General features: G+C 62.4%; 22 protein-coding genes. 17 read left to right on the forward strand and 5 right to left on the reverse strand.

Annotated elements, in window-relative coordinates:
• Positions 1-53: 53 nt before the first annotated feature.
• Positions 54-203 carry a peptidoglycan-binding domain-containing protein gene (locus tag K7B09_RS13345; protein ID WP_223629652.1) on the forward strand — a complete coding sequence of 50 codons (150 nt, stop codon included), beginning with the start codon at positions 54-56 and terminating at the stop codon, positions 201-203.
• Between the two features lie 13 nt (positions 204-216).
• Positions 217-708, forward strand: a complete 492-nt coding sequence (locus tag K7B09_RS11745; protein ID WP_223629653.1) for a hypothetical protein — start codon at positions 217-219, stop codon at positions 706-708.
• 59 nt (positions 709-767) lie between these two features.
• Here K7B09_RS11745 and rhlB read toward each other — a convergent pair whose 3' ends face one another.
• Positions 768-2,465, reverse strand: coding sequence for an ATP-dependent RNA helicase RhlB (rhlB, locus tag K7B09_RS11750; protein WP_223629654.1), 1,698 nt, complete (start codon positions 2,463-2,465; stop codon positions 768-770).
• A gap of 238 nt (positions 2,466-2,703) precedes the next feature.
• Here rhlB and trxA point away from each other — a divergent pair, with 238 nt between their 5' ends.
• From trxA to rarD, 11 genes are all read left to right on the forward strand, one after another.
• On the forward strand, positions 2,704-3,030 hold the full coding sequence (trxA, locus tag K7B09_RS11755) for a thioredoxin (protein WP_223629655.1): 327 nt from the start codon (positions 2,704-2,706) through the stop codon (positions 3,028-3,030).
• Positions 3,031-3,231: 201 nt separating this feature from the next.
• Positions 3,232-4,998: a transcription termination factor Rho gene (gene rho / locus K7B09_RS11760; RefSeq protein WP_263296843.1), complete on the forward strand. Its 1,767-nt coding sequence runs from the start codon at positions 3,232-3,234 to the stop codon at positions 4,996-4,998.
• A gap of 109 nt (positions 4,999-5,107) precedes the next feature.
• The gene (gene mltB / locus K7B09_RS11765; protein WP_223629656.1) at positions 5,108-6,211 is read left to right on the forward strand and encodes a lytic murein transglycosylase B; all 1,104 of its coding nucleotides are present in this window, start codon (positions 5,108-5,110) and stop codon (positions 6,209-6,211) included.
• Positions 6,208-7,407: a septal ring lytic transglycosylase RlpA family protein gene (locus tag K7B09_RS11770; protein WP_223629657.1), complete on the forward strand. Its 1,200-nt coding sequence runs from the start codon at positions 6,208-6,210 to the stop codon at positions 7,405-7,407. Before mltB ends, K7B09_RS11770 begins: the two co-directional genes overlap by 4 nt.
• 117 nt (positions 7,408-7,524) lie before the next feature.
• The gene (locus K7B09_RS11775; protein WP_374350022.1) at positions 7,525-8,730 is read left to right on the forward strand and encodes a D-alanyl-D-alanine carboxypeptidase family protein; all 1,206 of its coding nucleotides are present in this window, start codon (positions 7,525-7,527) and stop codon (positions 8,728-8,730) included.
• The gene (locus K7B09_RS11780; RefSeq protein WP_223629659.1) at positions 8,727-9,005 is read left to right on the forward strand and encodes a DUF493 family protein; all 279 of its coding nucleotides are present in this window, start codon (positions 8,727-8,729) and stop codon (positions 9,003-9,005) included. The genes K7B09_RS11775 and K7B09_RS11780 overlap by 4 nt, the downstream gene beginning before the upstream one ends.
• Positions 8,993-9,664 (forward strand): lipoyl(octanoyl) transferase LipB, encoded by a 672-nt coding sequence (gene lipB / locus K7B09_RS11785; protein WP_223629660.1) that lies wholly within the window; start codon positions 8,993-8,995, stop codon positions 9,662-9,664. The genes K7B09_RS11780 and lipB overlap by 13 nt, the downstream gene beginning before the upstream one ends.
• Before the next feature lie 31 nt (positions 9,665-9,695).
• Positions 9,696-10,685, forward strand: a complete 990-nt coding sequence (gene lipA / locus K7B09_RS11790; RefSeq protein ID WP_223629661.1) for a lipoyl synthase — start codon at positions 9,696-9,698, stop codon at positions 10,683-10,685.
• A 213-nt stretch (positions 10,686-10,898) separates the two neighbouring features.
• Entirely contained in the window at positions 10,899-13,082 is a 2,184-nt protein-coding gene (locus tag K7B09_RS11795; RefSeq protein ID WP_223629662.1) for a carboxy terminal-processing peptidase, read from the forward strand.
• Between the two features lie 81 nt (positions 13,083-13,163).
• The gene (yedA, locus tag K7B09_RS11800; protein WP_223629663.1) at positions 13,164-14,072 is read left to right on the forward strand and encodes a drug/metabolite exporter YedA; all 909 of its coding nucleotides are present in this window, start codon (positions 13,164-13,166) and stop codon (positions 14,070-14,072) included.
• Positions 14,073-14,085: 13 nt separating this feature from the next.
• Complete coding sequence (gene rarD / locus K7B09_RS11805) at positions 14,086-14,994, forward strand: EamA family transporter RarD (RefSeq protein WP_223629664.1); 909 nt, start codon at positions 14,086-14,088, stop codon at positions 14,992-14,994.
• Positions 14,995-15,027: 33 nt separating this feature from the next.
• On the opposite strand, the gene K7B09_RS11810 is transcribed toward rarD, so the two are convergent.
• From K7B09_RS11810 to K7B09_RS11825, 4 genes are read right to left on the reverse strand one after another with little or no spacing between them, the layout of a single operon-like run.
• On the reverse strand, positions 15,028-16,335 hold the full coding sequence (locus K7B09_RS11810) for an ABC transporter permease (protein ID WP_223629665.1): 1,308 nt from the start codon (positions 16,333-16,335) through the stop codon (positions 15,028-15,030).
• A gap of 21 nt (positions 16,336-16,356) precedes the next feature.
• Positions 16,357-17,514 carry an ABC transporter permease gene (locus tag K7B09_RS11815; RefSeq protein ID WP_223629666.1) on the reverse strand — a complete coding sequence of 386 codons (1,158 nt, stop codon included), beginning with the start codon at positions 17,512-17,514 and terminating at the stop codon, positions 16,357-16,359.
• 14 nt (positions 17,515-17,528) lie between these two features.
• Positions 17,529-18,218, reverse strand: coding sequence for an ABC transporter ATP-binding protein (locus tag K7B09_RS11820; RefSeq protein WP_223629667.1), 690 nt, complete (start codon positions 18,216-18,218; stop codon positions 17,529-17,531).
• Between the two features lie 26 nt (positions 18,219-18,244).
• Positions 18,245-19,480 carry an efflux RND transporter periplasmic adaptor subunit gene (locus tag K7B09_RS11825; RefSeq protein WP_223629668.1) on the reverse strand — a complete coding sequence of 412 codons (1,236 nt, stop codon included), beginning with the start codon at positions 19,478-19,480 and terminating at the stop codon, positions 18,245-18,247.
• A gap of 183 nt (positions 19,481-19,663) precedes the next feature.
• Here K7B09_RS11825 and K7B09_RS11830 point away from each other — a divergent pair, with 183 nt between their 5' ends.
• From K7B09_RS11830 to K7B09_RS11845, 4 genes are read left to right on the forward strand one after another with little or no spacing between them, the layout of a single operon-like run.
• Positions 19,664-20,590 carry an ABC transporter ATP-binding protein gene (locus K7B09_RS11830; RefSeq protein WP_223629669.1) on the forward strand — a complete coding sequence of 309 codons (927 nt, stop codon included), beginning with the start codon at positions 19,664-19,666 and terminating at the stop codon, positions 20,588-20,590.
• Positions 20,590-21,351 carry an ABC transporter permease gene (locus K7B09_RS11835; protein ID WP_223629670.1) on the forward strand — a complete coding sequence of 254 codons (762 nt, stop codon included), beginning with the start codon at positions 20,590-20,592 and terminating at the stop codon, positions 21,349-21,351. The genes K7B09_RS11830 and K7B09_RS11835 overlap by 1 nt, the downstream gene beginning before the upstream one ends.
• A gap of 22 nt (positions 21,352-21,373) precedes the next feature.
• Positions 21,374-22,585, forward strand: a complete 1,212-nt coding sequence (locus K7B09_RS11840; protein ID WP_223629671.1) for a sensor histidine kinase — start codon at positions 21,374-21,376, stop codon at positions 22,583-22,585.
• Positions 22,582-23,184, forward strand: a complete 603-nt coding sequence (locus tag K7B09_RS11845; protein WP_223629672.1) for a response regulator transcription factor — start codon at positions 22,582-22,584, stop codon at positions 23,182-23,184. Before K7B09_RS11840 ends, K7B09_RS11845 begins: the two co-directional genes overlap by 4 nt.
• Positions 23,185-23,209 lie beyond the last annotated feature (25 nt).

A 23,209-nucleotide genomic window follows, 5' to 3' on the forward strand; every position in this document is an offset into this window, starting at 1 on the left:
AGTGTTTCGCAGCGACAGTCAAGACTCAATGTGGTGCTGGTAGGGTTGCCACGGTGCTTGCCGATGGCCGTTTGGGGATGAAAACCCAGCAGGTGGTTTGCGCATTCCAGCAGCGCATGGGGCTGGTGATGACGGGTGTGGTGGATCAAAAACAGCAGCAGTACTGGGGGTGTCACTGGGAGGCTCTGCCGCGGGCCCGGTAATGTCGGGCCCCCTGTGCCCGCCGCTGGCGGGGTAGTCGATTTATCGCTATGCGGCGTCGTGGCCGATGCGGTCATTGAAGGGTTCAAGTTGGTGCCGCCGCCGGTGTTGGTGATGACCGGCCCGGCGTCTGCATTGCCGCGTGCTGTCGCAGGCCAAATGCATGAAATGGTCAACGCGGCATTCCATGCATTTGTAGCGGGGGTGCGGGGTGCGGTGAAAATGACCGTTCACGCGGGACAAGATGTGGCGGGAATCTTCGGTCAACAGCTTCGCGCCATCTTTGGGCAAGCAGTGACGGCGATCAAATTTGCGTTGCAGCGACTGGCGGCCATTCCTGCGGTTGCCGCGCAGGTCATCGCCCGGTTTCAGCGCGTTATTGCGGGCTGCATGCCAGTGGTCGAGGTCGCAGTGGCGCATTTGCGCGATACCGCCCAGTCTGCGAAAGACGCGGCCAGGCAAACCGCTGCTGGGTTTGCCGTCAATGCGCGTGGAATAACGGGCTGAACACACGTCGCCGCGGAACCCCTGCGTTGCTGGGGCCCCGCGATATCTAATGCCAGGCTTTAGTGCTGCTTGTTGGGTGAGCGGGTCACCAGCGATTTCAAGCCACGGCCGATGCGCACCAGCAGCGAAGGGCGCACGGCGGCGGTGGGGGGGGCGGATTTGGCCGGCACGAAGCGTGGCTCGGTGGTGGTGGGCGGTGCTGCCACACTAGCGACATTGCCAGCGTCCAGCGGCTGCCCACGCCGCCGGCGACGACGTTTACGCTCGCCGCGTTCGCCTTCGGCTTGGCTGTCTTGTGGCCTCTCTTGCGGCTTAGCGTTAGCGTGTTCCGTTGCGGGTGCCGCAGGCGAGGTGGTGGTGACTTCTACGCGCGGCTTGCGCGGTGGGCGCGGCCCGCGACTGTCTGAGCCATTGCCACGACGTGCACCGGGACGTTCATTGCCGTTGCTGCGGCCTCCACGACCGCTACCACCGCGCTTGGCGTCCTCGGCGGCGCGGGCTTCGCGCACTTCCTTGAAGATTTCGCCAATGCTGTCGCCGTCTGCACCGGCCTCGGGCTTGGGTCGTTCGGGGCGCGGCAATGCAGTCAGCAGCGCTTGTGTCACCGGTTCAGAGGGGATTTTTTGTTCGATGTACGCCTCGATGTCGGGCAGGCTCATCGCATAGCGTTCGCAGGCAAAGCTGATCGCGTCGCCTTCCTCGCCCAAGCGTGCGGTGCGGCCGATGCGGTGCACGTAGTCCTCGGCATCAAACGGCAGGTCGTAGTTGTAGACGTACTTGATGCCGTCGATATGCAGGCCGCGCGCGGCCACGTCGGTGGCCACCAGAATTTCCAGTTGTCCGGCCTGGAATTTTTTCAGCAGCGATTCGCGCTTCTTCTGCGGCACATCACCGGACAGCACGCCAACGCGGTAGCCAGCCTTTTCCAGCGCGCGCGCCACGCGCTCGACAAACGCCTTGGTGTTGACGAACACCATGGTGCGTGCGCCTTCGCTGCGCGACAGCAGGCCCAGCAGCAGTGGCAGCTTCTCTTCGTCGGCCGGGTAATACAGCTTCTGGCGCACGCGGGCGGCGGTGATGTGCTCGGTTTCGACCACCAGCTTCTGCGGCTCGTTCATGTGTTCATAGGCCAGCTCCAGCACGCGGTGGCTGAGCGTGGCCGAGAACAGCAGGGTTTGGCGGGTGGTGCGCTCGGGCATGCGGCGCAGCAAAAAGCGGATGTCCTTGATGAAGCCAAGGTCGAACATGCGGTCGGCTTCGTCCAGCACGCACACTTCGCAGGCGTGCAGGCTGACCACCTTGTGCTGCTTGACGTAGTCGATCAGGCGGCCGGGGGTGGCAATGATCACGTCGGCACCGGCCTGCAGCAGCTCGCGCTGCTTGTCGTAGTCCACGCCGCCGTACACCAGCGCAAACTTCAGGCCGAGGTCGGAGGCGAACTTCACCGCGTCCTTGTGGATCTGGATGGCCAGTTCGCGGGTCGGCGCCAGGATCAGCGCGCGCGGGTCCTCCGGCTTGCGGTCGGCCAGCGCCGGGCGGGTCAGCAGGCGGTTGATCACCGTGACCAGGAAGGCCAGGGTTTTACCGGTGCCGGTCTGGGCCTGCCCGGCCACGTCGCCGCCGGGTAGTGCCACCGGTAAAGTCATCGCTTGAATAGGCGTGCAGCGCGTGAAACCCGCGCCTTCCAACCCAGCCAGTAGGTCAGGGTGCAGTTCGAAAGTGGAAAAAGTGATGTCGGTCAGGGGTTTATCGGACACGGTGTATGCCTCGGAAGGTGGCAGGCACACGGGTCCAGAACGCCGCGTTGCACTGTGCCACTTGCATGAATGGAGGGCAGCCACGCAGACTGCCGGGAGGACTCCGGGGCTGGTCGTTCCCGGCACGTTGCCTTGAAAAGCGCTTGAAAGTGCTCGAAAGAGCGCTTGAAAGTCAAGGTAAGTCCCCCAAGTTTATCACTCGCGCGTTGTTTCGTAGCGCTTTGCCTTTGGAGAGATCATGAGCAATACCGTTTTGCATGCCACCGACGCCGATTTCGACAGCCAAGTGCTGGCCTCCGACCAGCCGGTGCTGGTCGATTTCTGGGCTCCGTGGTGCGGGCCGTGCAAGATGATCGCACCCAGCCTGGATCAACTGGCCGTCGAGTACGCCGGCAAGGCCAGGATCGTCAAGGTGGATGTGGATCAGAACCAGCAGACCGCAATGAAGTACCACGTGCGCAGCATCCCGATGCTGCTGGTGTTCAAGAATGGCCAGGTGCAGAACACCCATATTGGCGCGGTGGGCAAGGCCCAGCTGGCGCAGCTGATCGACAAGGCACTTTGATGTACCCCACCCGTCCCGATTGACCGGGGCGGGTTTGACGACACTTGCACGCCCCCCCGCAGGGGTGCTAGCGTTTAGCACGCTCCGGCGCTGAAAGCTTGCCCTTTGGGCCACTTCGGCGCGCCGCACCCCTTCTGATGTACTCCCCTTTGATCCCGCCCACGCATCGTGGGCGCTTGCAACGCAAGCGAGGTTTTTCCCTTGTCCGAACCCACCAACGACGCCCCCGGCGAAGTCGCCGAAAAGCGCGTGCGCAAACCCCGCGTGGCCAAAGCCCGCAGCCCCGAGCAGCCCGAAATCGCACTGCCACCCGCACCGGCTGCCGTCACTGCAACGCCGCCACCAGCAGCGCCGCCGCCAGCAGCGCCGGCCTCTGTACCTGCACCGCCAGCACCAGCGCCGGTTGCCAGCCCGGTGGTCGCAGCGCCTGCCACCGACGCCGAGCCACGGGATGCCGCGGGCACGCAAGGCCAGCAAGGCTCCGGCCAGTTCGGCCAGTCCGGCCAGAGCCAATTCGCGCAGGGCGGCCAAGAGGGCGGCCAGCAGCATGACGGCGGCCCGCGCAATAACCGCCGTGAACGTTTCAAGAACCGCCGCGACCGCCAGCGTGAGCGCTATCGCGAGGGCGGTATGCCCGACGAGGGCGGCGGCAATGGCGAAGCCTTTGTGCCACGCGCAAATCCGCAGGTGCCGGAAGGCTTCCCCACCTACTCGCTGGGCGACCTCAAGCGCATGCCCGCGCACAAGCTGCTGGAAATTGCCGAGCAGCTGCAAATCAGCGAGGGCGTGGCCCGCGCGCGCAAACAGGACATCATCTTCGCGATCCTGAAGGTGCTGACCCGCCACGGCGAAGGCGTGCAGGCCGACGGCGTGCTGGAGATCCTGCCGGACGGCTTCGGCTTCCTGCGCGCGGCCGAGGCCAGCTATCTGGCCGGCCCGGACGACACCTACATCAGCCCGTCGCAGATCCGCCGCTTCAACCTGCGCACCGGCGACCACGTCTCCGGCCGCATCCGCTGGCCGAAGGACGGCGAGCGCTACTTCGCGCTGAACATCGTCGACACCATCAATGGCGAGCCGATCGAAGCCTCGAAGAACAAGACCCTGTTCGAAAACCTCACCCCGTTGTTCCCGCGCAAACGCTTCAAGCTGGAGCGTGGCGACGGTTCCAGCGAGGACATCACCGGCCGCATCCTGGATTTGATGGCCCCGCAGGGCAAGGGCCAGCGCGCCCTGATCGTGAGCCCGCCCAAGGCCGGCAAGACGATGATGATGCAGCAGATCGCCAGCGCGATTACCTACAACCATCCCGACGTGCACCTGATCGTGCTGCTGATCGACGAGCGCCCGGAAGAAGTGACCGAGATGCAGCGCACGGTGCGCGGCGAAGTGATTTCCTCCACCTTCGACGAGCCGGCCGCGCGCCATGTGCAGGTTGCGGAAATGGTGATCGAGCGCGCCAAGCGTTTGGTCGAACACAAGAAGGACGTGGTGATCCTGCTCGACTCCATCACCCGTCTGGCACGCGCCTACAACAACGTGCTGCCGTCCAGCGGCAAGGTGTTGACCGGTGGTGTGGATGCCAACGCACTGCACCGGCCCAAACGTTTTTTTGGTGCCGCACGCAATGTAGAAGAAGGCGGCAGCCTGACCATCATCGCCACCGCGCTGGTGGATACCGGCAGCGCGATGGACAAGGTGATCTACGAAGAGTTCAAGGGCACCGGCAACAGTGAAGTGCATCTGGATCGCCGCATCACCGAAAAGCGCGTGTACCCGGCGATTGGCGTCAACGCCTCCGGTACCCGCCGCGAGGACCTGCTGATCGACCCCGACCTGCTGCAGAAGATCTGGATCTTGCGCAAGTTGCTGCACCCGATGGACGAGATCGCGGCGATGGAGTTCCTGCTCGACAAGATGAAGAACACCAAGTCCAACGACGAGTTCTTCGGCTCGATGAAGCGCTGACACGCGGCTTGTGGTACATGGCGCGGCAGTGCTTCATCGGCACTGTCACGCCCATAAACCTGAACAGGGCACTCCAATCCGGCTTGCATCGCGTGCTACCCTCGCGCCGATGAGCCGATGCCTATTGCCCCCATTCGCCGCGCTGCTGCTTGCTGCGTGTGCTGCCACACCGCCGAAGACGGTTCCTGTGACTGCAGCGCCGGTTGCGCCATTGCCTGCCACCGTACCACCGGTGGCCACGGTCACGCCGGTTCGCGATATCAGCGCAGCGCGCGCCGAATTCGTGCGCAGCACGGCGCAGCGCTTCAACATCCCGGCGGCCGACATCGAGGCGGTGCTGGCGCGCGCGCAGATTCGCGAGCCCATCATCAAGGCGATGGCGCGCCCGGCGGAAGCCAAACCGTGGCGGGATTACCGTCCGATCTTCATCCAGCAAGCCCGCATTGATGGTGGACGTGCGTTCCTCGAAAAAAACCGGGAAGCGCTGCAACGTGCGGAAGACAAGTACGGGGTGCCGAAGGAAATCATCACCGCGATCCTGGGCGTGGAAACCAGCTACGGTGGCAACAAGGGCAGCTATCTGGTGATCGATGCGCTGTACACGCTGGCGTTTGCCTATCCGCGCAGCGGCAACCCCGAGAAAGTGGCCTACGAAGACAAGCGTGAGGCGTTCTTCCGCGATGAATTGGCGCAGTTGTTTGCGCTGGGCAAGGAAGGAGGTTTCGACATCACCACCTTGAAAGGCAGCTATGCCGGGGCGATGGGCTACGGCCAATTCATGCCGTCCAGCTATCGTCAGTACGCGGTGGATGGTGATGGCGATGGCAAGCGTGATTTGTTCAATGATCTCGACGATGTGTTCGCCTCGGTGGCCAATTACTTCGCCCAAAAAGGCAAGTGGCAACGCGGTGGCCCGGTGATGCAGCCGGCGCTGCGTGATGCCAGTGCTGCTGACTTCGCCAATCCCGGTAATGCGGTGAATTTGGATCAAACGCTACCGGGGTTGTCGCAGTTGGGCTATCGCACCACCAATACGGGGGATGCGGCAACACCAGCCACCTTGATCACGCTGGACGGCAAAGCTGGCCCGGAATACTGGGTGGTGTTCAATAACTTCAAGGCGATCACCACCTATAACATCTCGCGGCTGTATGCGACCGCGGTGTATCAGCTTGCCGAGGCTATCGGTGGGCATGAGGCAGGCGGCGCATGAGTCCGCACCTGCGCTTGCTGCTGGTGGGCTTGCCATGGGTGTTGGCAGCCTGTGTCAGCACCGGGCCGACATCGAAATCGGCGTCTGTCACCCATGTGCCGCTGCCAGCACCGTCGATAAGCCATCACAGACCCAAAGTTTCACCATATGCGCCTGCACAAGAAGACCTGAGCAAGCGCGGTGACTATGTGGCTGGCGGGCTGTTTCGCCCCGATGTGGCCGATAGCGTGCCGGTTGACATTCCGGACGTGGATGCGATCCCGGAACCGGAAGTGCGTGACGAACCGCGTGCGCGTACCGGCAATCGCGATTATGCGGTGTTGGGCAAGCGCTATCACGTGCTGGATGACCACAGCGGGTTTGTCGAAGAAGGCATGGCCTCGTATTACGGCAACAAGTTCCACGGCCGCCGCACCTCCAGCCAAGAGGTGTATGACATGTACGCCTTCACTGCGGCCCACAAAACGTTGCCCTTGCCCAGCTTTGCGCGGGTCACCAACTTGGAAAACGGCAAATCGATCATCGTGCGGATCAACGACCGTGGTCCGTTTCACCCGGGACGAGTGATCGACCTCAGCTATGCCGCAGCGGTCAAACTGGGTTACCGCAGCAAGGGCAGTGCACGGGTGCGGGTAGAAGCCTTGCAGCCCGATGACGATGCCAGCGATGCCACGGCACAGACCGCCGCAGCCAAGCCTTCGGCGATGGACAAATTGCTCACCGCCTTGCCAGCACCTGCGGCCGAGCCGCCAAGCAACCGTTTCGATATGCACCAAGACGGGCGCACCATGAGCGCCGACGAATTTGATGGTTGGATGCAGGCGCGCAAGATCCGCGTTGCGACCGGCAAGCCAAGCGCAATCACGGGTCAGTCGGGGGGGGCTGTCACCGCCCCGCCCCGTGATCTGTTGGCGGAAAACGCCGCCGGCACAGCCAGTGAGCTGCTCGTGGCCCCCCGGATCGCCAATCCAGTGACCCTGCAGGTGGCCAGTTTTAGCGATGTGCAAAATGCCCGCCACGCGCTGTCCTTGTTGCAGGCCGCGGCCATCGCGCAGGCGCAATTGCAGGACGCGGACATCGGTGGCAAGAAGATCTGGCGGCTGCGCATTGGCCCGGTGGCCGAGGCCGCCACTGCGGAACTTGCGGCACGTATTGTGGGTCTGGGCTTTGGCCAGCCGCAGCGCGTGCGCAACTAAGGTGAATGACACCGCCGTCATCCCGATGCTGTAGGTGGCGGCTTAAACTGTTGGCTTGATTGATTCGTGCCGCGCGTACGCGGCTCTCTGGAGTTTTCGTTGATGCACCCACGTTCTGTGTTGTTTGTCGCGCTGGCTACGGCCGGTATTACTTTGGGTTCAGGTTGGGTCAGTGCGCAGACGCCGAAACCGACCGCCGCGCCGGCCAGGCAGGCGGCATTGAGTGACGCACTGCCGATCCCGGATGCCCCGGCCCCTAAAGTCAGCAAAGCATGGGTGCTGATGGATGCCGCCACCGGCCAGGTATTGGCCGGTGACAATGTCGATGCACAGGTGGAGCCGGCCAGTATCACCAAGGTGATGACCAGCTATGTCATCGCGGCGGAAATGGCCGCCGGCAAGATCAAGCCGACCGACCCGGTGATGATGAGCGAACACGCTTGGCGCGAAGGTGGCGCTGCCACCGATGGCAGTTACAGCGGCTTTGAGGTCAACAAAACCGCGCCGTTGGTGGAAATGGAAAAAGGCATGGTGGTGCAATCGGGCAATGACGCCGCGATTGCGCTGGCCGAACACGTGGCCGGCAGTTCCGAAGCTTTCGCCCAATTGATGAATGCCTATGCCAAGAAAATTGGCATGCAGCATTCCCACTTCGTCAATCCCACCGGTTTGTCAGCCGAAGGACATACCACCACCGCGCATGATTTGGCCTTGCTCGGGCGCGCGCTGATCCGTGATTATCCGGCCACCTACGCTTACAACAAAATCAAGGAATTCACGGTTGGCCCGATCACCCAACCCAACCGCAATTTGTTGTTGTGGCGCGATGCCTCGGTGGATGGCATCAAGACCGGCCACACCTCCAGTGCGGGCTATTGTTTGATGGCCTCGGCGATGCGCGGTGACCAGCGACTGATCAGCGTGGTGATGGGTGATAGCAGCGAAAACCAGCGCGCCGTGGATGCGCAGGCGCTGCTCAATTGGGGCTTCAGGTTTTATGAAACCCACAAGCTGTATGAAGCAGGCAAGCCGCTGCAGAGCTTGAAGCTATGGAAAGGCCAGGCCGATGTAGTCAAGGTCGGCGTCACCCAGCCCTTGCTGGTGTCCACCCCGCGCGGCAAGTACGAACATTTGAAGGCGAGCATGGACCTGCCTAAATCCTTGCAAGCGCCGATTGCCAAAGGCCAGCGCATTGGTACGGTGAAAGTGATGTTCGATGGCAAGCTGATTGCACAGGCACCCCTGGTGGCGCAAGAAGCGGTGGAAGAGGGTGGCTTCTTCAAGCGCCTGTGGCATGACCTGCTGATGTGGTGGCAAGGATGAGTGTGCATTCGGACAATCCCGAGCACGGCTTCCAGTTTCCCGGCACCTTCGAGTTGTCGGCGATGGGTGCGGCGGACAAACGGTTGGAATCCGACCTGCCGCAACACTTGCTCGCCGCCGGTATTGACGTCCTGCACGAAGATGTCACGTGGCGACATTCGGCCAATGGCAAATACGTGTCGGTGCGGATTTCCTTCCGCGCCAACTCGCGTGAGGACTACGACCGCGCCCACGCCGCGCTGCGCGACCATCCTGAAGTGAAGTGGACGCTGTAGTTCGCGACCTGGGCCGGCACGTCTACGCGCCGGTGTGGCGGGCGATGCAGGCGTTCACCGATGCCCGCAGTGACCGCACGCCCGACGAGCTGTGGTTGGCCGAGCACGACCCGATTTTTACCCTCGGCCAAGCTGGCAAGCCCGAGCATGTGCTGATGCCTGGCGACATCCCGGTGCTGCATGTGGATCGTGGCGGGCAGGTGACCTATCACGGTCCCGGGCAGTTGGTGGCCTACCCGCTGCTGGATCTCAAGCGCCTGAAAATCGGGGTGCGCGAGTACGTGTGCAAAATCGAGCAAGCCATCATTGACAGCCTGGACATGTGGAATATCGGTGCGGCGCGCCAAGCCGGCGCGCCGGGCGTGTATGTCAACGGCGCCAAAATCGCCGCGTTGGGGATTCGCGTGCGTCGTGGCTGCGCCTTCCACGGGCTGGCTTTCAACATCACCGGTGAAAGCACGCCGCCGTTTGCACGCATCAATCCCTGCGGCTATGCCGGTCTGCAAGTGGTGGCGCTGGCTGATCTGGGCGGGCCCTCCAGTCTGGATGCCGTCAAGCCGGTCTTGTTGGCGCAGTTGGGCAAGCAATTCGGGTTGACGTGGCAAATGGCGGCCACCTTGCCTGCGCTCTTGGCGGGCGAACCGCAACACCGGGACTAACAGCCGGGGCGATGTGCGCGATAATTGCCGGATGGACACCCCCTCTCGCAATATTCCGCTGGCCATCGTGGATGGTGCAGCCTCGTTAGAACCCGGTGCACGGCAAGTGGCCGATCAGAAAATCGCACGCTCGCCGGTGCAGTTTGCCGATGTGCCAGTTCTGCGCAAACCCAGTTGGATCCGCGTGCGCATTCCGTCTGGCAATGCAGTGCAGGCGCTGAAATCCAAATTGCGCGAAAACCGGCTGGTAACCGTGTGCGAGGAAGCCAGTTGCCCCAATATCCACGAATGCTTTGGCCACGGCACCGCCACCTTCATGATTCTGGGTGAAGTCTGCACGCGCCGTTGCAGCTTCTGCGATGTGGCGCACGGCCGTCCCAAGCCGCCCGATGCGGCCGAGCCCTTGCGGCTGGCGCAAACGGTCAAGGATATGGGGCTGCGCTATGTGGTGGTCACCAGTGTCGATCGTGATGATCTGCGCGATGGCGGTGCCGGGCATTTTGTCGATTGCATCAAGGCCATCCGCGAGTTCACGCCGGAGACCAAGATTGAAATCCTGACCCCGGATTTTCGCGGCAAAGGCCGCATGGAGCGGGCGCTGGAGATTCTGGCGGCGGGTCCGCCGGACGTGTTCAACCACAATATCGAAACCGTGCCCGATCTGTATCGCAATGTCCGCCCGGGTGCCGATTACCAATGGTCATTGACCCTGCTGCAGAAATTCAAGGCACAGCACCCGAGTATCCCCACCAAATCCGGAATCATGCTGGGGTTGGGCGAAACCATGGAACAAGTGCAAGCCACCTTGCGCGACCTGCGTGCGCATGACGTGGAAATGGTCACCATCGGCCAATATCTGCAACCCAGCGCCCACCATCACCCGGTGCTGCGTTACTGGACCCCCGACGAGTTTCAGGCGCTGGCCGATTACGGTCACGCGCTGGGCTTTGCGCATGTGGCTGCGGGGCCGATGGTGCGTTCCAGCTACCACGCCGACCGCCAAGCCGCTGGGATTGCCTGAGGGGCGTGCGCGCGGCGGCCCTGCGCCATCCCGGCGCAGGGTAGCCGCGTGATGTCGGCATGCCGTAGCGTGCTAGCGCGGCATTCACACAGCGCCGACGCCGACAGGTACAGTGGATGCAACACTGTTGTGCAACTTCTAGCACTGGTGCGCGGTCACAACCGCGTTCATTCTCACCACCACCCCCATGCGGCCCCACGCCGTGGAATTTCGATGAAGCGCAATCGCACCCTGCTCGCCCTGTCCCTTGGTTTGGCATTGGCCGCGCCGCTGGCGCTGCTGGCTGGCAGTGGCGATATCGCCCTGTCCGCGGCCCCCACCAAAGACCAGTCCACCACCGCGCGGATGGTGTATGGCTTGCTGTCCGACAGCCGTTACGCCTATCGCCCGCGGGCGTTGGACGATGCGCTCTCGCGCGAAATCCTGACCGAATACTTGAAGACATTGGATCCGGGCAAGGTGTTTTTGACCGCACAGGACGTGGCCGGTTTCGATAAATACGCCACCACACTGGACGATGCGATCAAGAGTGGTCAGGTGGATCCGGCATGGGCGATTTTCGATGTGTATCGACGCCGTGTGGACGAGCGGATCAGTTTTGCGCGCAAACAGCTCAAGGCTGATTTCGATTTCAGCAAGGACGAACGCTATGCTTACGACCGCAAGGATGCGCCATGGGCCGATGCTGCGGGTCTCGATACGCTGTGGCGGCAGTCGGTGAAGAACGACTGGCTGCGCTTGAAGTTGGCCGGCAAGCCGGCTGATGAGATTCGAAAGACATTGGACAAGCGTTACGCCAACTTGCTGACCAGCGTGCAGCAGTTGAAGGGCGATGAAGTGTTTCAGAGCTTCATGAATGCCTACACCGGCAGCATTGATCCGCATACCGACTACATGAATCCGCGCAGCGCGGAAAACTTCAACATGCAGATGTCGAACTCGCTGGAGGGCATTGGTGCGGTGTTGTTCCGTCAGGACGATGTGGTGGTGGTGCGGGAAATGGTGCCCGGTGGCCCGGCGGCACGCAGCGGTAGGCTCAAGCCCGGCGATCGCATCGTGGGCGTGGGCCAAGGTGTCAGCGGCGAGGTGAAAGATGTCATTGGCTGGCGCATTGATGATGTGGTGCAGCTGATTCGCGGCGCCGCCAATACCCAGGTGCGCTTGGATGTGGTGCCGGCCGAAGCGCCGTTGGACAGCAAGCCGCAACTGGTCACCATCACGCGTGCCAAAGTGCGCCTGGAAGATGCGCGTGCCAAGGCCGAAACGATTGTGCTGCCGGCCGCCAGCGCGCAGCCTGCGCGGCGGATTGGGGTGATCAAGCTGCCCGGGTTCTATCAGGACTTTGAAGCCCGTCGGCGTGGCGATAAAACCTATGCCTCGGCCACCCGCGATGTGGCCAAGATGCTGGCCGACTTCCGCGCCCAGAAGGTCGATGGTGTGGTGCTGGACTTGCGCGGCAATGGCGGTGGTTCATTGAGCGAAGCGGTGGAGCTCACCGGATTGTTCATCGACAAGGGCCCGGTGGTGCAGGTGCGCGAATCCGGTGGCAAGGTCAACGTGCAATACGACCAGGATGCCGGTGTGGCGTGGGACGGGCCGCTGGCGGTGTTGGTCAATCGTGGGTCGGCCTCGGCCTCGGAAATCGTGGCGGGCGCGATCAAGGATTACGGCCGCGGCCTGATCATTGGTGAAACCACCTTCGGCAAGGGCACCGTGCAAACCATGGTCGATCTGGATCGCTGGCCAGCCAATGAAACGCCACGCTTTGGCGAGGTCAAATTGACCGTGGCGCAATTCTTCCGCCCGGATGGCAGCAGCACCCAGAACAAGGGCGTGGAGCCGGATGTGGCGTTCCCCGTCAGTGTGGATGCCAGCGAATTTGGCGAAAGCACCTATCCCAATGCCCTGCCGTGGACGCGCATTGCCGCCGCATCGCATCTGCGTTACGGCAATTTCGCACCATTGCTGGCGCAGCTGGATGCACTGCATCAGGCACGCTCGGCCAAAGATGTGGAATACCAATGGTGGGTGGATGATGTGCGCAAATTCCGCGCGGAAACGGCGAAGAAATCCATCTCGCTGAATGAAGCCGAGCGCCGCGCCGAGCGCGACAAGTTCGATGCGCAGCGGCAACAGCGCGCCGAGGAACGCAAGCGGCTTGGCATCAACCAGGACCCGCTGCTGGAGTCGCGCGCCGATGATGGGTTGGCGGCCGATGAGCGCAACGTCGCCGATTCAGTCGCGCGTGAGGAAGCGGCGAAGAAGCAAACCGACCCGCTACTGCGTGAATCGGCTGCCATTTTGGGCGATGCCATCGGCATGCTGGGCAAGGATGCCAAACTGGCCGCGCAAGTACTGCCTGCGACCCATAACGCTGCCGGGCATTGGGCGGATTAGTCCACCAAGCGCAAACCCCTTCCGTTTATCCGCGGGCACCTTGGGCTCACCTTGGTGCCCGCGCTGTTTGGAACACGTTCGATGTCTGCCTCACATTCAACCGCATCATCAGCCGCCACCTCGACCCAAATTGCAACCGCATTAACCGCGCTTTACATCATCTGGGGCTCCACCTATCTGGCGATTCGATTTGCACTGCAGGGTGGCTTCCCGCCGTTCCTGCTGGGCGGCGTGCGCTTCATAGTCGGCGGCAGTTTGATGTACGCCTTCCTGCGCTGGCGCGGGGTCCCCGCACCCAGCCGGGTGCAATGGCGCAACGTGGCGATGATGGGCGTGCTGCTGTTGCTGATGGGCAATGGCCTGGTCAATGTTGGCGAACAAACCGTGTCATCGGGGATGACGGCGGTGATCGTGTCGTCGTCAGCATTGTGGATGGGGGTGTTTGCCGCGCTGCGCGGGCATCGGCCCAGCCGGTTGGAATGGCTGGGTTTGAGTATCGGATTTTTGGGCGTGCTTTGGCTCAGCGCCGGTGGCAGTCTGGCGGGCACCCCGATGGGGTTGGCGGCCCTGTTGCTGGCCTCGGTCGCGTGGTCGTATGGCTCGATCTGGAGCAAAGGCCGCGACTTGCCTTCGCCGTTCATGACCTCGGCCGGGCAAATGCTGTGCGGCGGCGTGGCGATGTGCGTGGTGGGGACGCTGGTGGGTGAACGCTTCCATCAGCTGCCATCGGCCCACGCCATCGGCGCATTCTGGTATCTGGTGGTGATGGGATCCTTGTTCGGGTTTTCCGCCTACATCTGGCTGCTGCACCATGTGCGGCCCGCATTGGCCACCAGCTATGCCTACGTCAACCCGGCCATTGCCGTGCTGTTGGGCGCGGCCTTGGCGCATGAACAATTTGGTGGCCGCGAATTGGCGGCGATGGGCGTGATTTTGCTGGGCGTGGTGGTGATCACACTGGCCAAAACCCGCGCGCCCAAGGCCGCATGATGTGGGCGACGTGATGAGTGCGGGCACGCTGGACCGGCGCGGAGTCTGGATCGCGGTGGCGGCCTATGTGGCGTGGGGCCTGATGCCGCTGTACTGGCATTTGCTGAAAGTGGTGCCATCGCTGCAAATCATCGCGCATCGGGTGGTGTGGAGCGCGCTGTTCGTGTGCGGTTGGCTGGGCCTCAAGTACGGCCGCAGCTGGCTGCGGGACACCCTGGCACGCCCGCATGCCGCACCCATGCTGGCGCTCAGCGGCGCACTGATCGCATTCAACTGGGGTCTGTACATCTGGGCGGTGAATGCCGGCCACGTGGTGGAATCGGCGCTGGGCTACTTCATCAACCCGTTGCTGAACGTTGTGCTGGGCGTGCTGGTGCTGCACGAACGGCTGAACCGTGTGCAATGGGCCGCGGTGGCCATCGCCGCGCTGGGTGTGCTGTGGCTGACCCGCAACTACGGCAGCTTCCCGTGGATTGCGTTGGCGCTGGCCATCTCGTTCGGCAGCTATGGTCTGGTGCGCAAACTGCTGGGCGCACCACCGGTGCGCGGCTTGGGGGTGGAAAGCCTGTTTCTGTTGCTGCCCGCGTTGGCGTTTTTGCTGTGGGCGGAACGCAGCGGGCAGGGCCACTTGCTGGCGCACGGCCAAACCCCCGCGTGGGGTGCCGGCGTGATCGGCTTGCTGGTGTTCGGTGGTGTGCTCACCGCACTGCCGTTGATCGGATTTGCCGCCGCCGTGCAGCGCATTCCATATTCGCTGGTGGGCCTGCTGCAGTACATCTCGCCCACGTTGCAATTGCTGATGGGCGTGCTGGTGCTGGGTGAACCGTTTGGCCGCGAGCGTGCGATTGGCTTTGGCTTTATCTGGATCGCACTGGCGCTGTATGCCGGTGAGGGGCTGTGGCGTTCGCGGCGGCGTGGCTAACCTCTCTCCTTCAAGGGGAAGGAGAGGGTGCCATCAGGCAGCACGCAGCGCCTCGGTGACCGGCAGCCGCGCCGCCCGCAACGCCGGGAACAACCCGCCGACCAAACCAATGCCCAGCGCCCATTTCAGGCCGGTCCACGCCAGCTCCGGGCTGACTTTGAACTGGAACACCACTTGGCTGAAATTGTTGCCCAATGTGCTGACCGTGTAGCCGTTGAACACCAGCCACGCAATCAACGCGCCCAACACCCCGCCCAACAGCGCCAACAGCATGGTTTCCAGCATCACTGCCGTCACCACCGGCAGGCCACGGAAACCCAGTGCGCGCAAGGTCGCAATTTCGCGAGCGCGCCCGGCCACCGCTGCGTACATGCTGTTGAGTGCGCCAAATACGGCGCCGATGGCCATGATCGCGCCGATCACGCTGCCCAGGATTTTGATCAGCTTGGTCAAGCCTTCCGACTGCTTGCCGTAGTAGTCGCGGGTGGTGGCCACATCCAGCTTCAAGCGTGGGTCACTGGCCAATGCCGCCTTGAGTTGCTTGAAGCCGGACTTGCCCGTGAGCTTCACCGTCACCGACTGGAACGCTTGCCGTTGATAGGACGGGCCCAACACATCGGCATCGGTCCACAATTCGGAGTCGTGCGAATCCTTGGCCTCAAACACACCCACGATCGTCCATTGTTGATTGGCCAGCTTCAATTGCTTGCCCACCTCCATATCGCGGAACTGGGTTTGCGCGCCTTTGCCAATCACGATTTCACGCAAGCCCGGGTTGAACTTGCGGCCCTGCACGATCTTGATCTGCGGGCGGATCGCCCAGCCTTGCGGGCCCACACCACGGAATTGCACATTCACATCGCCACCATCATTGCGGCTGACCAGATTGACCACCTGCGACAACTCCGGTGACACCAAGGCCTTGCCATCTGCGGCACGCACAATGCCGGGCAGGGCGGCGATCAGCGGCGTTTGATCACGTGTGATCACCGAATTGGTTTCCGCCTGCGAGCCGGCGCGCAGCAAAATCGCGGTGCTGTCATCGCCGGTTTTATCCAGCGTGGCCTTGAAGCCTTCGCCCATCGCCAACATCGCCACCAACACACCGACCACACCAGCAATCCCGATCACGATCACGCTGGATGCGCCCCAACGCTGCGGCAATCCGGCAATCCCGAGTTTGGTGGCTTCGCGCGCCAATCGCCCGCTGCGGGTCGCCAACAGCCACAGTGCAATGGCGATGGCAATGCCGAGTACAGCGAACCAAGGCAACTTGATCCAGATCATCAGTACGGTGGCCAGTGCAAGCACGGTCAACAAACTCGAAAAAAATCGTTTCATGTGCGTGTCCTCTTCGAGCCTTCAGCGCCCGGCCAATGCATCAACAATGTTCAAGCGCATGCCGCGCAGTGCCGGCAACAGCCCCACCAGCACACCAATACCCACCATCAGTGCCAGCCCAATGCCCCAGGTCTGGCCAAGCAAGCCAGGCAGCTGGATCATGCCGCCGCTGGCCGCACTGACCATCGGCACAATCACCGCCGCCAGCAGCATGCCCAATACGCCGCCCAGCACCACCAGCAGCACCGATTCACCCAGCACCAGCCACAGCACACTGCGGTTGGAAAAGCCAATGGTCTTGAGTACTGCCAATTCCGGGATGCGCTCGCGCACGGCCTGCGCCATGGTGTTGCCAGTGAGCAGCAACAAGGTGAAGAACACCGCGCCCATGATCGCCGAGACAATCAAGCCAATATCGGCAAATTGCTTGGCAAAACTTTGGTTGAAGGCCGCTTCACTCTGGGTTTTGGTTTCGTGGTCGGAGTTGGCACTCAATGTGTCGATGGCCTTGGCTACCCGGTCAGCGCTACCGCCATTGGACGGCTCCACGATCCACCAGCCCACCCGGCCTTTCACGTAGTCGTTGGCTTCATCAAAATATTTCCAGTGGAAAAACAGCACGCGCTCTTGCGCTTTTTGCTTGGGGTCATCCACGTGGTAGATGCCGCGCAAGGTGAACTGCCAATCATTGCTGCCCTTGGTGGGGAAAATCGTGGCCTGCAAGGGAATGGTGTCGCCCACTTTCCAGCCAAATTGCTTGGCCAAGGCCTCACCCACAATCGCGCCGCGTTGGTCGGCCAGCCATGCTTTTTTCTGCGCCGCCGGCAACTTGAACTCCGGATACAGGTCCAGATAATCGGGGCTGACACTGAAATTGGCGAAGAAGTTTTTCGGGTCGCGGTAGATACCGCCAAACCAAGCCGCAAACGCGGCCTTCTTGACGTTCGGCACCGCGCGCACTTGCGCATCCAAGCTGTACGGCAGCATCTGCGTGATGGATAGGCGCGACATCGTCACCATGCGGTTGGCACCGGCCACGCTACCGCCGGAATTGAACGCCACCCGCACCGAGTCCAGCATGCCGAACAGCAAGAACGCCGCCACCACCGACATCAGCGTCAGCAAGGTGCGGGTTTTGCTGCGGGCCAATGCGGCCCAGATCAGATGAAAATATTTCATGCGGCGTCTCCGGCTCAGGCGTGCGCGGACTGTTCGACCAGGTTGCCCTTGTCGAGATGCAGCGTATGCGTGGCGTACTCGGCGGCTTTGGGGTCGTGGGTCACCATGACGATGGTTTTGCCGTGGGTGCGGTTGAGCTCTTGCAACAAGCCCAGAATGTCTTCCGCCGATTGCCGGTCCAGATCGCCGGTGGGCTCATCGCAAATCAACAAGGTGGGATCCGAAACAATCGCCCGCGCAATCGCCACGCGTTGCTGTTGACCACCAGAGAGTTCATTGGGTTTGTGTTTGGCGCGATCGGCCAGGCCCACCAATTGCAAGGCGATGGCCGCATTTTGTTTGCGCTGCGCGGCCGATAGATTGGTCAGCAGCAAGGGCAACTCCACATTCTTTTGCGCACTCAAGGTGGGCATCAGGTTGTAGAACTGGAACACAAAGCCCACATGATTGCTGCGCCACTGCGCCAGTTGGCCTTCGCGCAGGGTTTCGATGTGTTGGCCGGCCACTTCAATGCTGCCGGAACTTGGCGAATCCAGCCCGCCAATCAAATTGAGCAAGGTGGTTTTGCCTGAGCCCGACGGGCCCATCAAGGCGACGAAATCGCCTTGGATGATGTCGAGATCAATGCCGCGCAGCACATCGACCTTCTCCGGCCCGCGCTGATAGGTCTTGTGCAGATTGCGAATACTGACGAGGGTGGACATGGGTTTCACCTGATTGAAATTGGAATTCATTCCTGCGCGATGCGCACCTTGGTGCCATCGGACAGATTGTCTGGCGGTGACTGCACCACCTGCTCACCGCCGGCAATCCCGCTGAGCACTTCGCGGTCATCGCCCAGCGTGCGGCCAAGTTTCAGCGTGTGGCGCTCGGCCTTCTCGCCACGGATCACGAACGCCACATCCTGATTGTCTCGCTGCACGATGGCGCTGGCAGGAACCAACACGCCCGGCTTGGCTTGCGCTTGCGCGGGTTTGGCCGCCTCCAGGAAACTCACCCGTGCGCCCATGTCGGGGACGATGCGCGGGTCATTTTTGGCATCCAGCGCCACCCGCACTTTGACCGTGGCCTTGCCGCGGTCGGCGGCGGGGATAATCGCAATCACCTTGCCCGGAATTTTCCAATCCTGATAGGCATTGAGCACGGTTTCGGTGGCCATGCCCGGCTGTACGCGGCCGATATATGACTCGCCCACCTCCACTTCCACTTCCAGCGAGGCCATATCCACAATCGTGCCAATCCCGGTCCGGGTGAAGCCGCCGCCGGCTGACAATGGCGACACGATTTCGCCCGGCTGCGCAGCCTTGGCAATCACCACCCCGGCAAACGGTGCCCGCACGATGGTGTTGTCCACGCCGTTATCGGCAATCTGCAATCCATCTCGCGCCACCTGTGCATTGCGCTGGCTGGTGACCAGTTGTGCGCGCAGGGCGTCGCGTGCGGCGATGGCTTGATCAAACTGAGCACGCGATACCAATTGTTGTTTCACCAAACTCGACAAGCGCACGGCATCGGCTTCGGCTTGTTTGAGCTGTGCTTGCACGCTGGCACTCTGACTTTGCGCGGCCGAAAGTTGCGCGGCCGACAGCGTGCGCTGCGCATTGGCATCCACCGGATCCAGCCGCGCCAACACCTGGCCTGCCTCAACGTGCTGGCCTTCTTCGATCAGAATCTCGCGCACCTTGCCGGTCACCTTGGCCGACACCGTCGCCATGCGCCGCGCCACCACATAGCCGGTGGCATCCAGTACCGAGGCATTGGCGCTGCCGCCGGCGCCAATCGCGGTGGCCTCGGTCACCTGTACATCCATCACCTTGCCGCCGCGCAGCACGAATGCGCCGCCGGCAATCACAGCCACCGCAGCAGCCACGGCCACGCCTATCCACAGACCCTTGCGCGAGGACGCAGGCGGCACGGCATTGCGGTCAATCTTCAGTGAATTGAGCAGGTCGGCGTGGCTGGTCATAGGTCGATGCTTGGATGAAGTTGCGCACAGTGTGCACGCAGCCCGTGGCGAAGTGGTGGCCAGAGTAGGCGGCATCGCGGGCGTTGTCCGCTGACAACTGTCATGTCATTGCGATGACGGTGGGGAATGGGTATTGCGCCCGTGCAACCCGAAGATGACACCACTCCCGCTCAGGACACTACGATGCGACATGTTGCAAACACCGCACTGGCACGGCTGCACGGTGTCAGCAAGCACTACGGCCCATTGCGCGCACTCAACGGTTTCGATCTGGAACTGCGCAACGGTGAATTGTTGGCCCTGCTTGGTCCCAATGGCGCAGGCAAAACCACCGCGATTGGCCTGCTGCTGGGGCTGATCCGCGCCGATGCTGGCAGCGTGGAATTGTTCGGCCACGACCCGCAGGGCATCGCCGCACGGCGCCAGATCGGAGTGATGTTGCAGGACGCACAACTGCCGCCCACCTTGCGCGTGGGTGAATTGATTCGCCTCACCACCAGCTACTATCCCAACCCGCGCAGTGTGCTCGAAAGCGCCGAGTTGGCTGGCGTGGCCGATCTTCTGCATCGCCCCTACGGCAAACTCTCCGGTGGCCAACAGCGGCGCGTGCAATTTGCATTGGCCCTATGCGGTCGGCCCCGCTTGTTGTTCCTCGATGAGCCCACCGTGGGCATGGACATCGACGCCAGGCAGAAATTGTGGGCCGCCATTCGCCATTTGATCGCCGAAGGCAATGCGGTGGTACTGACCACCCATTATCTGGAAGAGGCCGAGGCATTGGCCGACCGCGTCTGCGTGATGGCGCACGGCCGCGTGATCAGCGAAGGCAGTGTGGACGCGCTGCGCGCACGCATTGCACTCAAGCGGGTGTGGTGTTCCACGCGCTTGCCACTGGGAGACGTTGCCGCATGGCCGGAAGTGGTCGAAGCACGCAGCGATGGCGAGCGCCTGTGCCTGTCCACCGAATATGTCGAGCTGCTGGTACGTCGCCTGCTGGCCGAAGACATCACGCTGTCGTCACTGGAAATACGCGCTGCCGGCTTGTCTGAAGTATTTACCGAACTTACCCGCGATGCCCAGGCATCCCCAACCATGGCGGAGGCCGCCTGATGAACATGACCGTCACCATGCCGCGCCGCCGTGTGTTTGCTGCGTATCTGGAAGAAGCGCGCAGCGAAGTGCTGCGCTATCTGCGCAACCCCGGGTTCTTGTTGCCGATCATCCTGTTTCCGAATGTGTTCTTCGTGATGTTCGGCTTGGTGCTCAATCACGGCAACGACGAAGCGGCACGCTACATGCTGGCCAGCTACAGCAGCTTCGGGGTGATCGCGCCGGGCTTGTTTGGCTTTGGCGTGTCGCTGGCGCTGGAGCGTGATAGCGGCCTGTTGACCTTGAAGCGCGCCCTACCAATGCCACCTGGAGCCTACTTGCTGGGCAAGATGTTGATGGCGGTGTGCGTGGCGTTCGTGGTCGGCGCGTTGTTGCTGGCGTTGGCGCTGGGTCTGGCGCATGCATCGCTGAATGCCGCGCAGGTGGCCAGCTTGCTGGTAGTGGATGCGCTGGGCGTGTTGCCGTTCTGCGCACTGGGCTTGTGGGTGGGCACCCTGCTCAAAGGCCAGGGCGCACCGGGCTTGCTCAACATGATCTATCTGCCGATGGCGTTCTTGTCCGGGCTGTGGTTCCCATTGTCGATGATGCCCAAGCTGCTGCAACAGCTGGCGCCGATTTGGCCCAGCTATCACTTGAATGTGTTGGCACAGCGCGCGGTGGGCTTCACTACCGGCGCCGCGTGGCCGCATGTACTGGTGTTGCTGGGCTTCACGATCGGGTTCCTGCTGCTTGCCGCACGCCGTTTGCGCCGCTATGGCTAAGGCATTGGCTTAGGATATCCACATGACTCTGCCCACTTGGTTGCGCCAACACCTCACCCCCGCGCCGGATTCGGCGGCGGCATTCGATATTCGGCGTGGCAAATCACCGTGGACGAACGGCATCCATTTGCTGTGGTCGTTGTGGATCTTTCTCACGCCCTTGTTTGGCGAAGGCTACAGCCTGCGCTGGGGTGCACTCACGCTGCTGTCTTACCCGGTGTTTCTGTGGTTGTACGTCAAGGTGATCGTGGGTCCGCGCCGCCACGGCTGGCGTTATGCGCTGGCGATGGCGGCGCTGAGTTTGCTGCTGCTGCGCTGGTATCCATCGGGGTTGAGTTATTTCGTATTCGGCTGTGTGATGTTGCGGGTGTCCGGACAGCGGCCGCGCTTTGTCAGCTATGCCTTGCAACTGTTGGCCATGAATCTTGTGTATGTGGCAGTGGCGGCGTGGATTGGGTATCCGTCTTCGCTGTGGTTGTGGGTGCCGGTGATGACCTTCGTCGTTGGCACCATCATCAATGTCGAACATGCCAGTCAGGAGAAAGACGCGGCGCTGGCACTGTCGCATGACGAAGTGCGGCGATTGGCCGCCACTGCCGAGCGCGAGCGCATTGGCCGGGATTTGCACGACCTGCTGGGCCATACCTTGTCGCTGATCACCCTGAAGCTGGAGCTGTCGCGCAAACTATTCGAGCGTGATCCGGCCCGCGCCAAAAGTGAAATGGAAGACGCCGAACGCGTGGCGCGCGAAGCGCTGGCGCAAGTACGCAGCGCGGTGACGGGCATCCGTGCCACCGACCTGGCCGCGGAATTGGCTTCGGCCAAATTGTTGCTGGAAACCACGCAGGTACAATTGGACTACGCGCCGCCGCCGCAAGGCTTGCCGCCCGAGGTGGAGCGCGGGTTGGCGCTGGTGTTGCGCGAAGCGGTCACCAATATTTCCCGGCACGCGCAGGCGGTGCAGGCGCAGGTGGAATTCGTGCGGGAAGACAACGCCGTGCAACTGCGCATCCGTGACAACGGACGCGGCGGCGTGAGCGTGGATGGCAATGGCCTGTCAGGCATGCGCGACCGCGTGCGCGCGCTGGGCGGCAGCCTGAGCGTGGACTCGCCGCGCGCCGGCGGCACCCAGTTGCTGGTGCGGGTGCCCTTGGTTTGGCACGAACCGCTGTTGCCCTTGCGCGCGGTGGGCGCGGTGGGTGTGCTGCCACGCGAAGTTCAGGGGCACGCATGATCCGTATTTTGCTGGCCGAAGATCAGGCGATGCTGCGTGGCGCATTGTCGGCGCTGTTGTCGTTGGAATCGGATCTTGAGGTTGTTGGCAGCGCTGCCGACGGCGAAGCGGCGTGGCGCGAGGTGCAGCGGCTCAAACCCGACGTGCTGGTGACCGACATCGAAATGCCCGGCCTGACCGGCCTGGAGTTGGCGCAACGCATCGCCCGCCATGAACTTCCGGTGAAAGTGGTGATCGTCACCACGTTTGCGCGTGCCGGTTTCTTGCGGCGAGCATTGGATGCCGGCGTGCGCGGCTATCTGCTGAAAGATGCCCCTGCCGAACAACTGGCCGACGCCATCCGCAACGTGCAACGCGGCGGCCGCGCCATCGACCCGCAATTGGCCATCGACGCCTGGGGCGAAGCCGACCCTTTGAGCGATCGCGAACGCCAAGCCCTGCGCTTGGCCGGTGAAGGCCTATCCGCCAGCGAAATCGCGCAGCAGCTCAATCTCTCGCACGGCACCGTGCGCAATTACTTGTCGGAAGCCATCGGCAAACTCGGCGTCGGCAACCGCATCGAAGCCTATCGGCTGGCGCGGCAGAAGGGCTGGTTGTAGAGCCGCAGAGCGCAGCAGCAAACAT

This window comes from Thermomonas beijingensis (assembly GCF_020034655.1).
In the GTDB taxonomy this organism is placed as follows: Bacteria; Pseudomonadota; Gammaproteobacteria; order Xanthomonadales; family Xanthomonadaceae; genus Thermomonas; species Thermomonas beijingensis.

Coding starts and splice junctions, on each gene's coding strand:
- K7B09_RS11825 (WP_223629668.1), bottom strand. CDS start 19,480: ATGACCAGCCACGCCGACCTGCTCAATTCACTGAAGATTGACCGCAAT.
- K7B09_RS11830 (WP_223629669.1), top strand. CDS start 19,664: ATGCGACATGTTGCAAACACCGCACTGGCACGGCTGCACGGTGTCAGC.
- K7B09_RS11770 (WP_223629657.1), top strand. CDS start 6,208: ATGAGTCCGCACCTGCGCTTGCTGCTGGTGGGCTTGCCATGGGTGTTG.
- K7B09_RS11780 (WP_223629659.1), top strand. CDS start 8,727: ATGAGTGTGCATTCGGACAATCCCGAGCACGGCTTCCAGTTTCCCGGC.
- K7B09_RS11840 (WP_223629671.1), top strand. CDS start 21,374: ATGACTCTGCCCACTTGGTTGCGCCAACACCTCACCCCCGCGCCGGAT.
- lipA (WP_223629661.1), top strand. CDS start 9,696: ATGGACACCCCCTCTCGCAATATTCCGCTGGCCATCGTGGATGGTGCA.
- trxA (WP_223629655.1), top strand. CDS start 2,704: ATGAGCAATACCGTTTTGCATGCCACCGACGCCGATTTCGACAGCCAA.
- K7B09_RS11820 (WP_223629667.1), bottom strand. CDS start 18,218: ATGTCCACCCTCGTCAGTATTCGCAATCTGCACAAGACCTATCAGCGC.
- rarD (WP_223629664.1), top strand. CDS start 14,086: ATGAGTGCGGGCACGCTGGACCGGCGCGGAGTCTGGATCGCGGTGGCG.
- K7B09_RS11845 (WP_223629672.1), top strand. CDS start 22,582: ATGATCCGTATTTTGCTGGCCGAAGATCAGGCGATGCTGCGTGGCGCA.
- K7B09_RS11810 (WP_223629665.1), bottom strand. CDS start 16,335: ATGAAACGATTTTTTTCGAGTTTGTTGACCGTGCTTGCACTGGCCACC.
- K7B09_RS11835 (WP_223629670.1), top strand. CDS start 20,590: ATGAACATGACCGTCACCATGCCGCGCCGCCGTGTGTTTGCTGCGTAT.
- K7B09_RS11815 (WP_223629666.1), bottom strand. CDS start 17,514: ATGAAATATTTTCATCTGATCTGGGCCGCATTGGCCCGCAGCAAAACC.
- K7B09_RS11795 (WP_223629662.1), top strand. CDS start 10,899: ATGAAGCGCAATCGCACCCTGCTCGCCCTGTCCCTTGGTTTGGCATTG.
- mltB (WP_223629656.1), top strand. CDS start 5,108: ATGAGCCGATGCCTATTGCCCCCATTCGCCGCGCTGCTGCTTGCTGCG.
- yedA (WP_223629663.1), top strand. CDS start 13,164: ATGTCTGCCTCACATTCAACCGCATCATCAGCCGCCACCTCGACCCAA.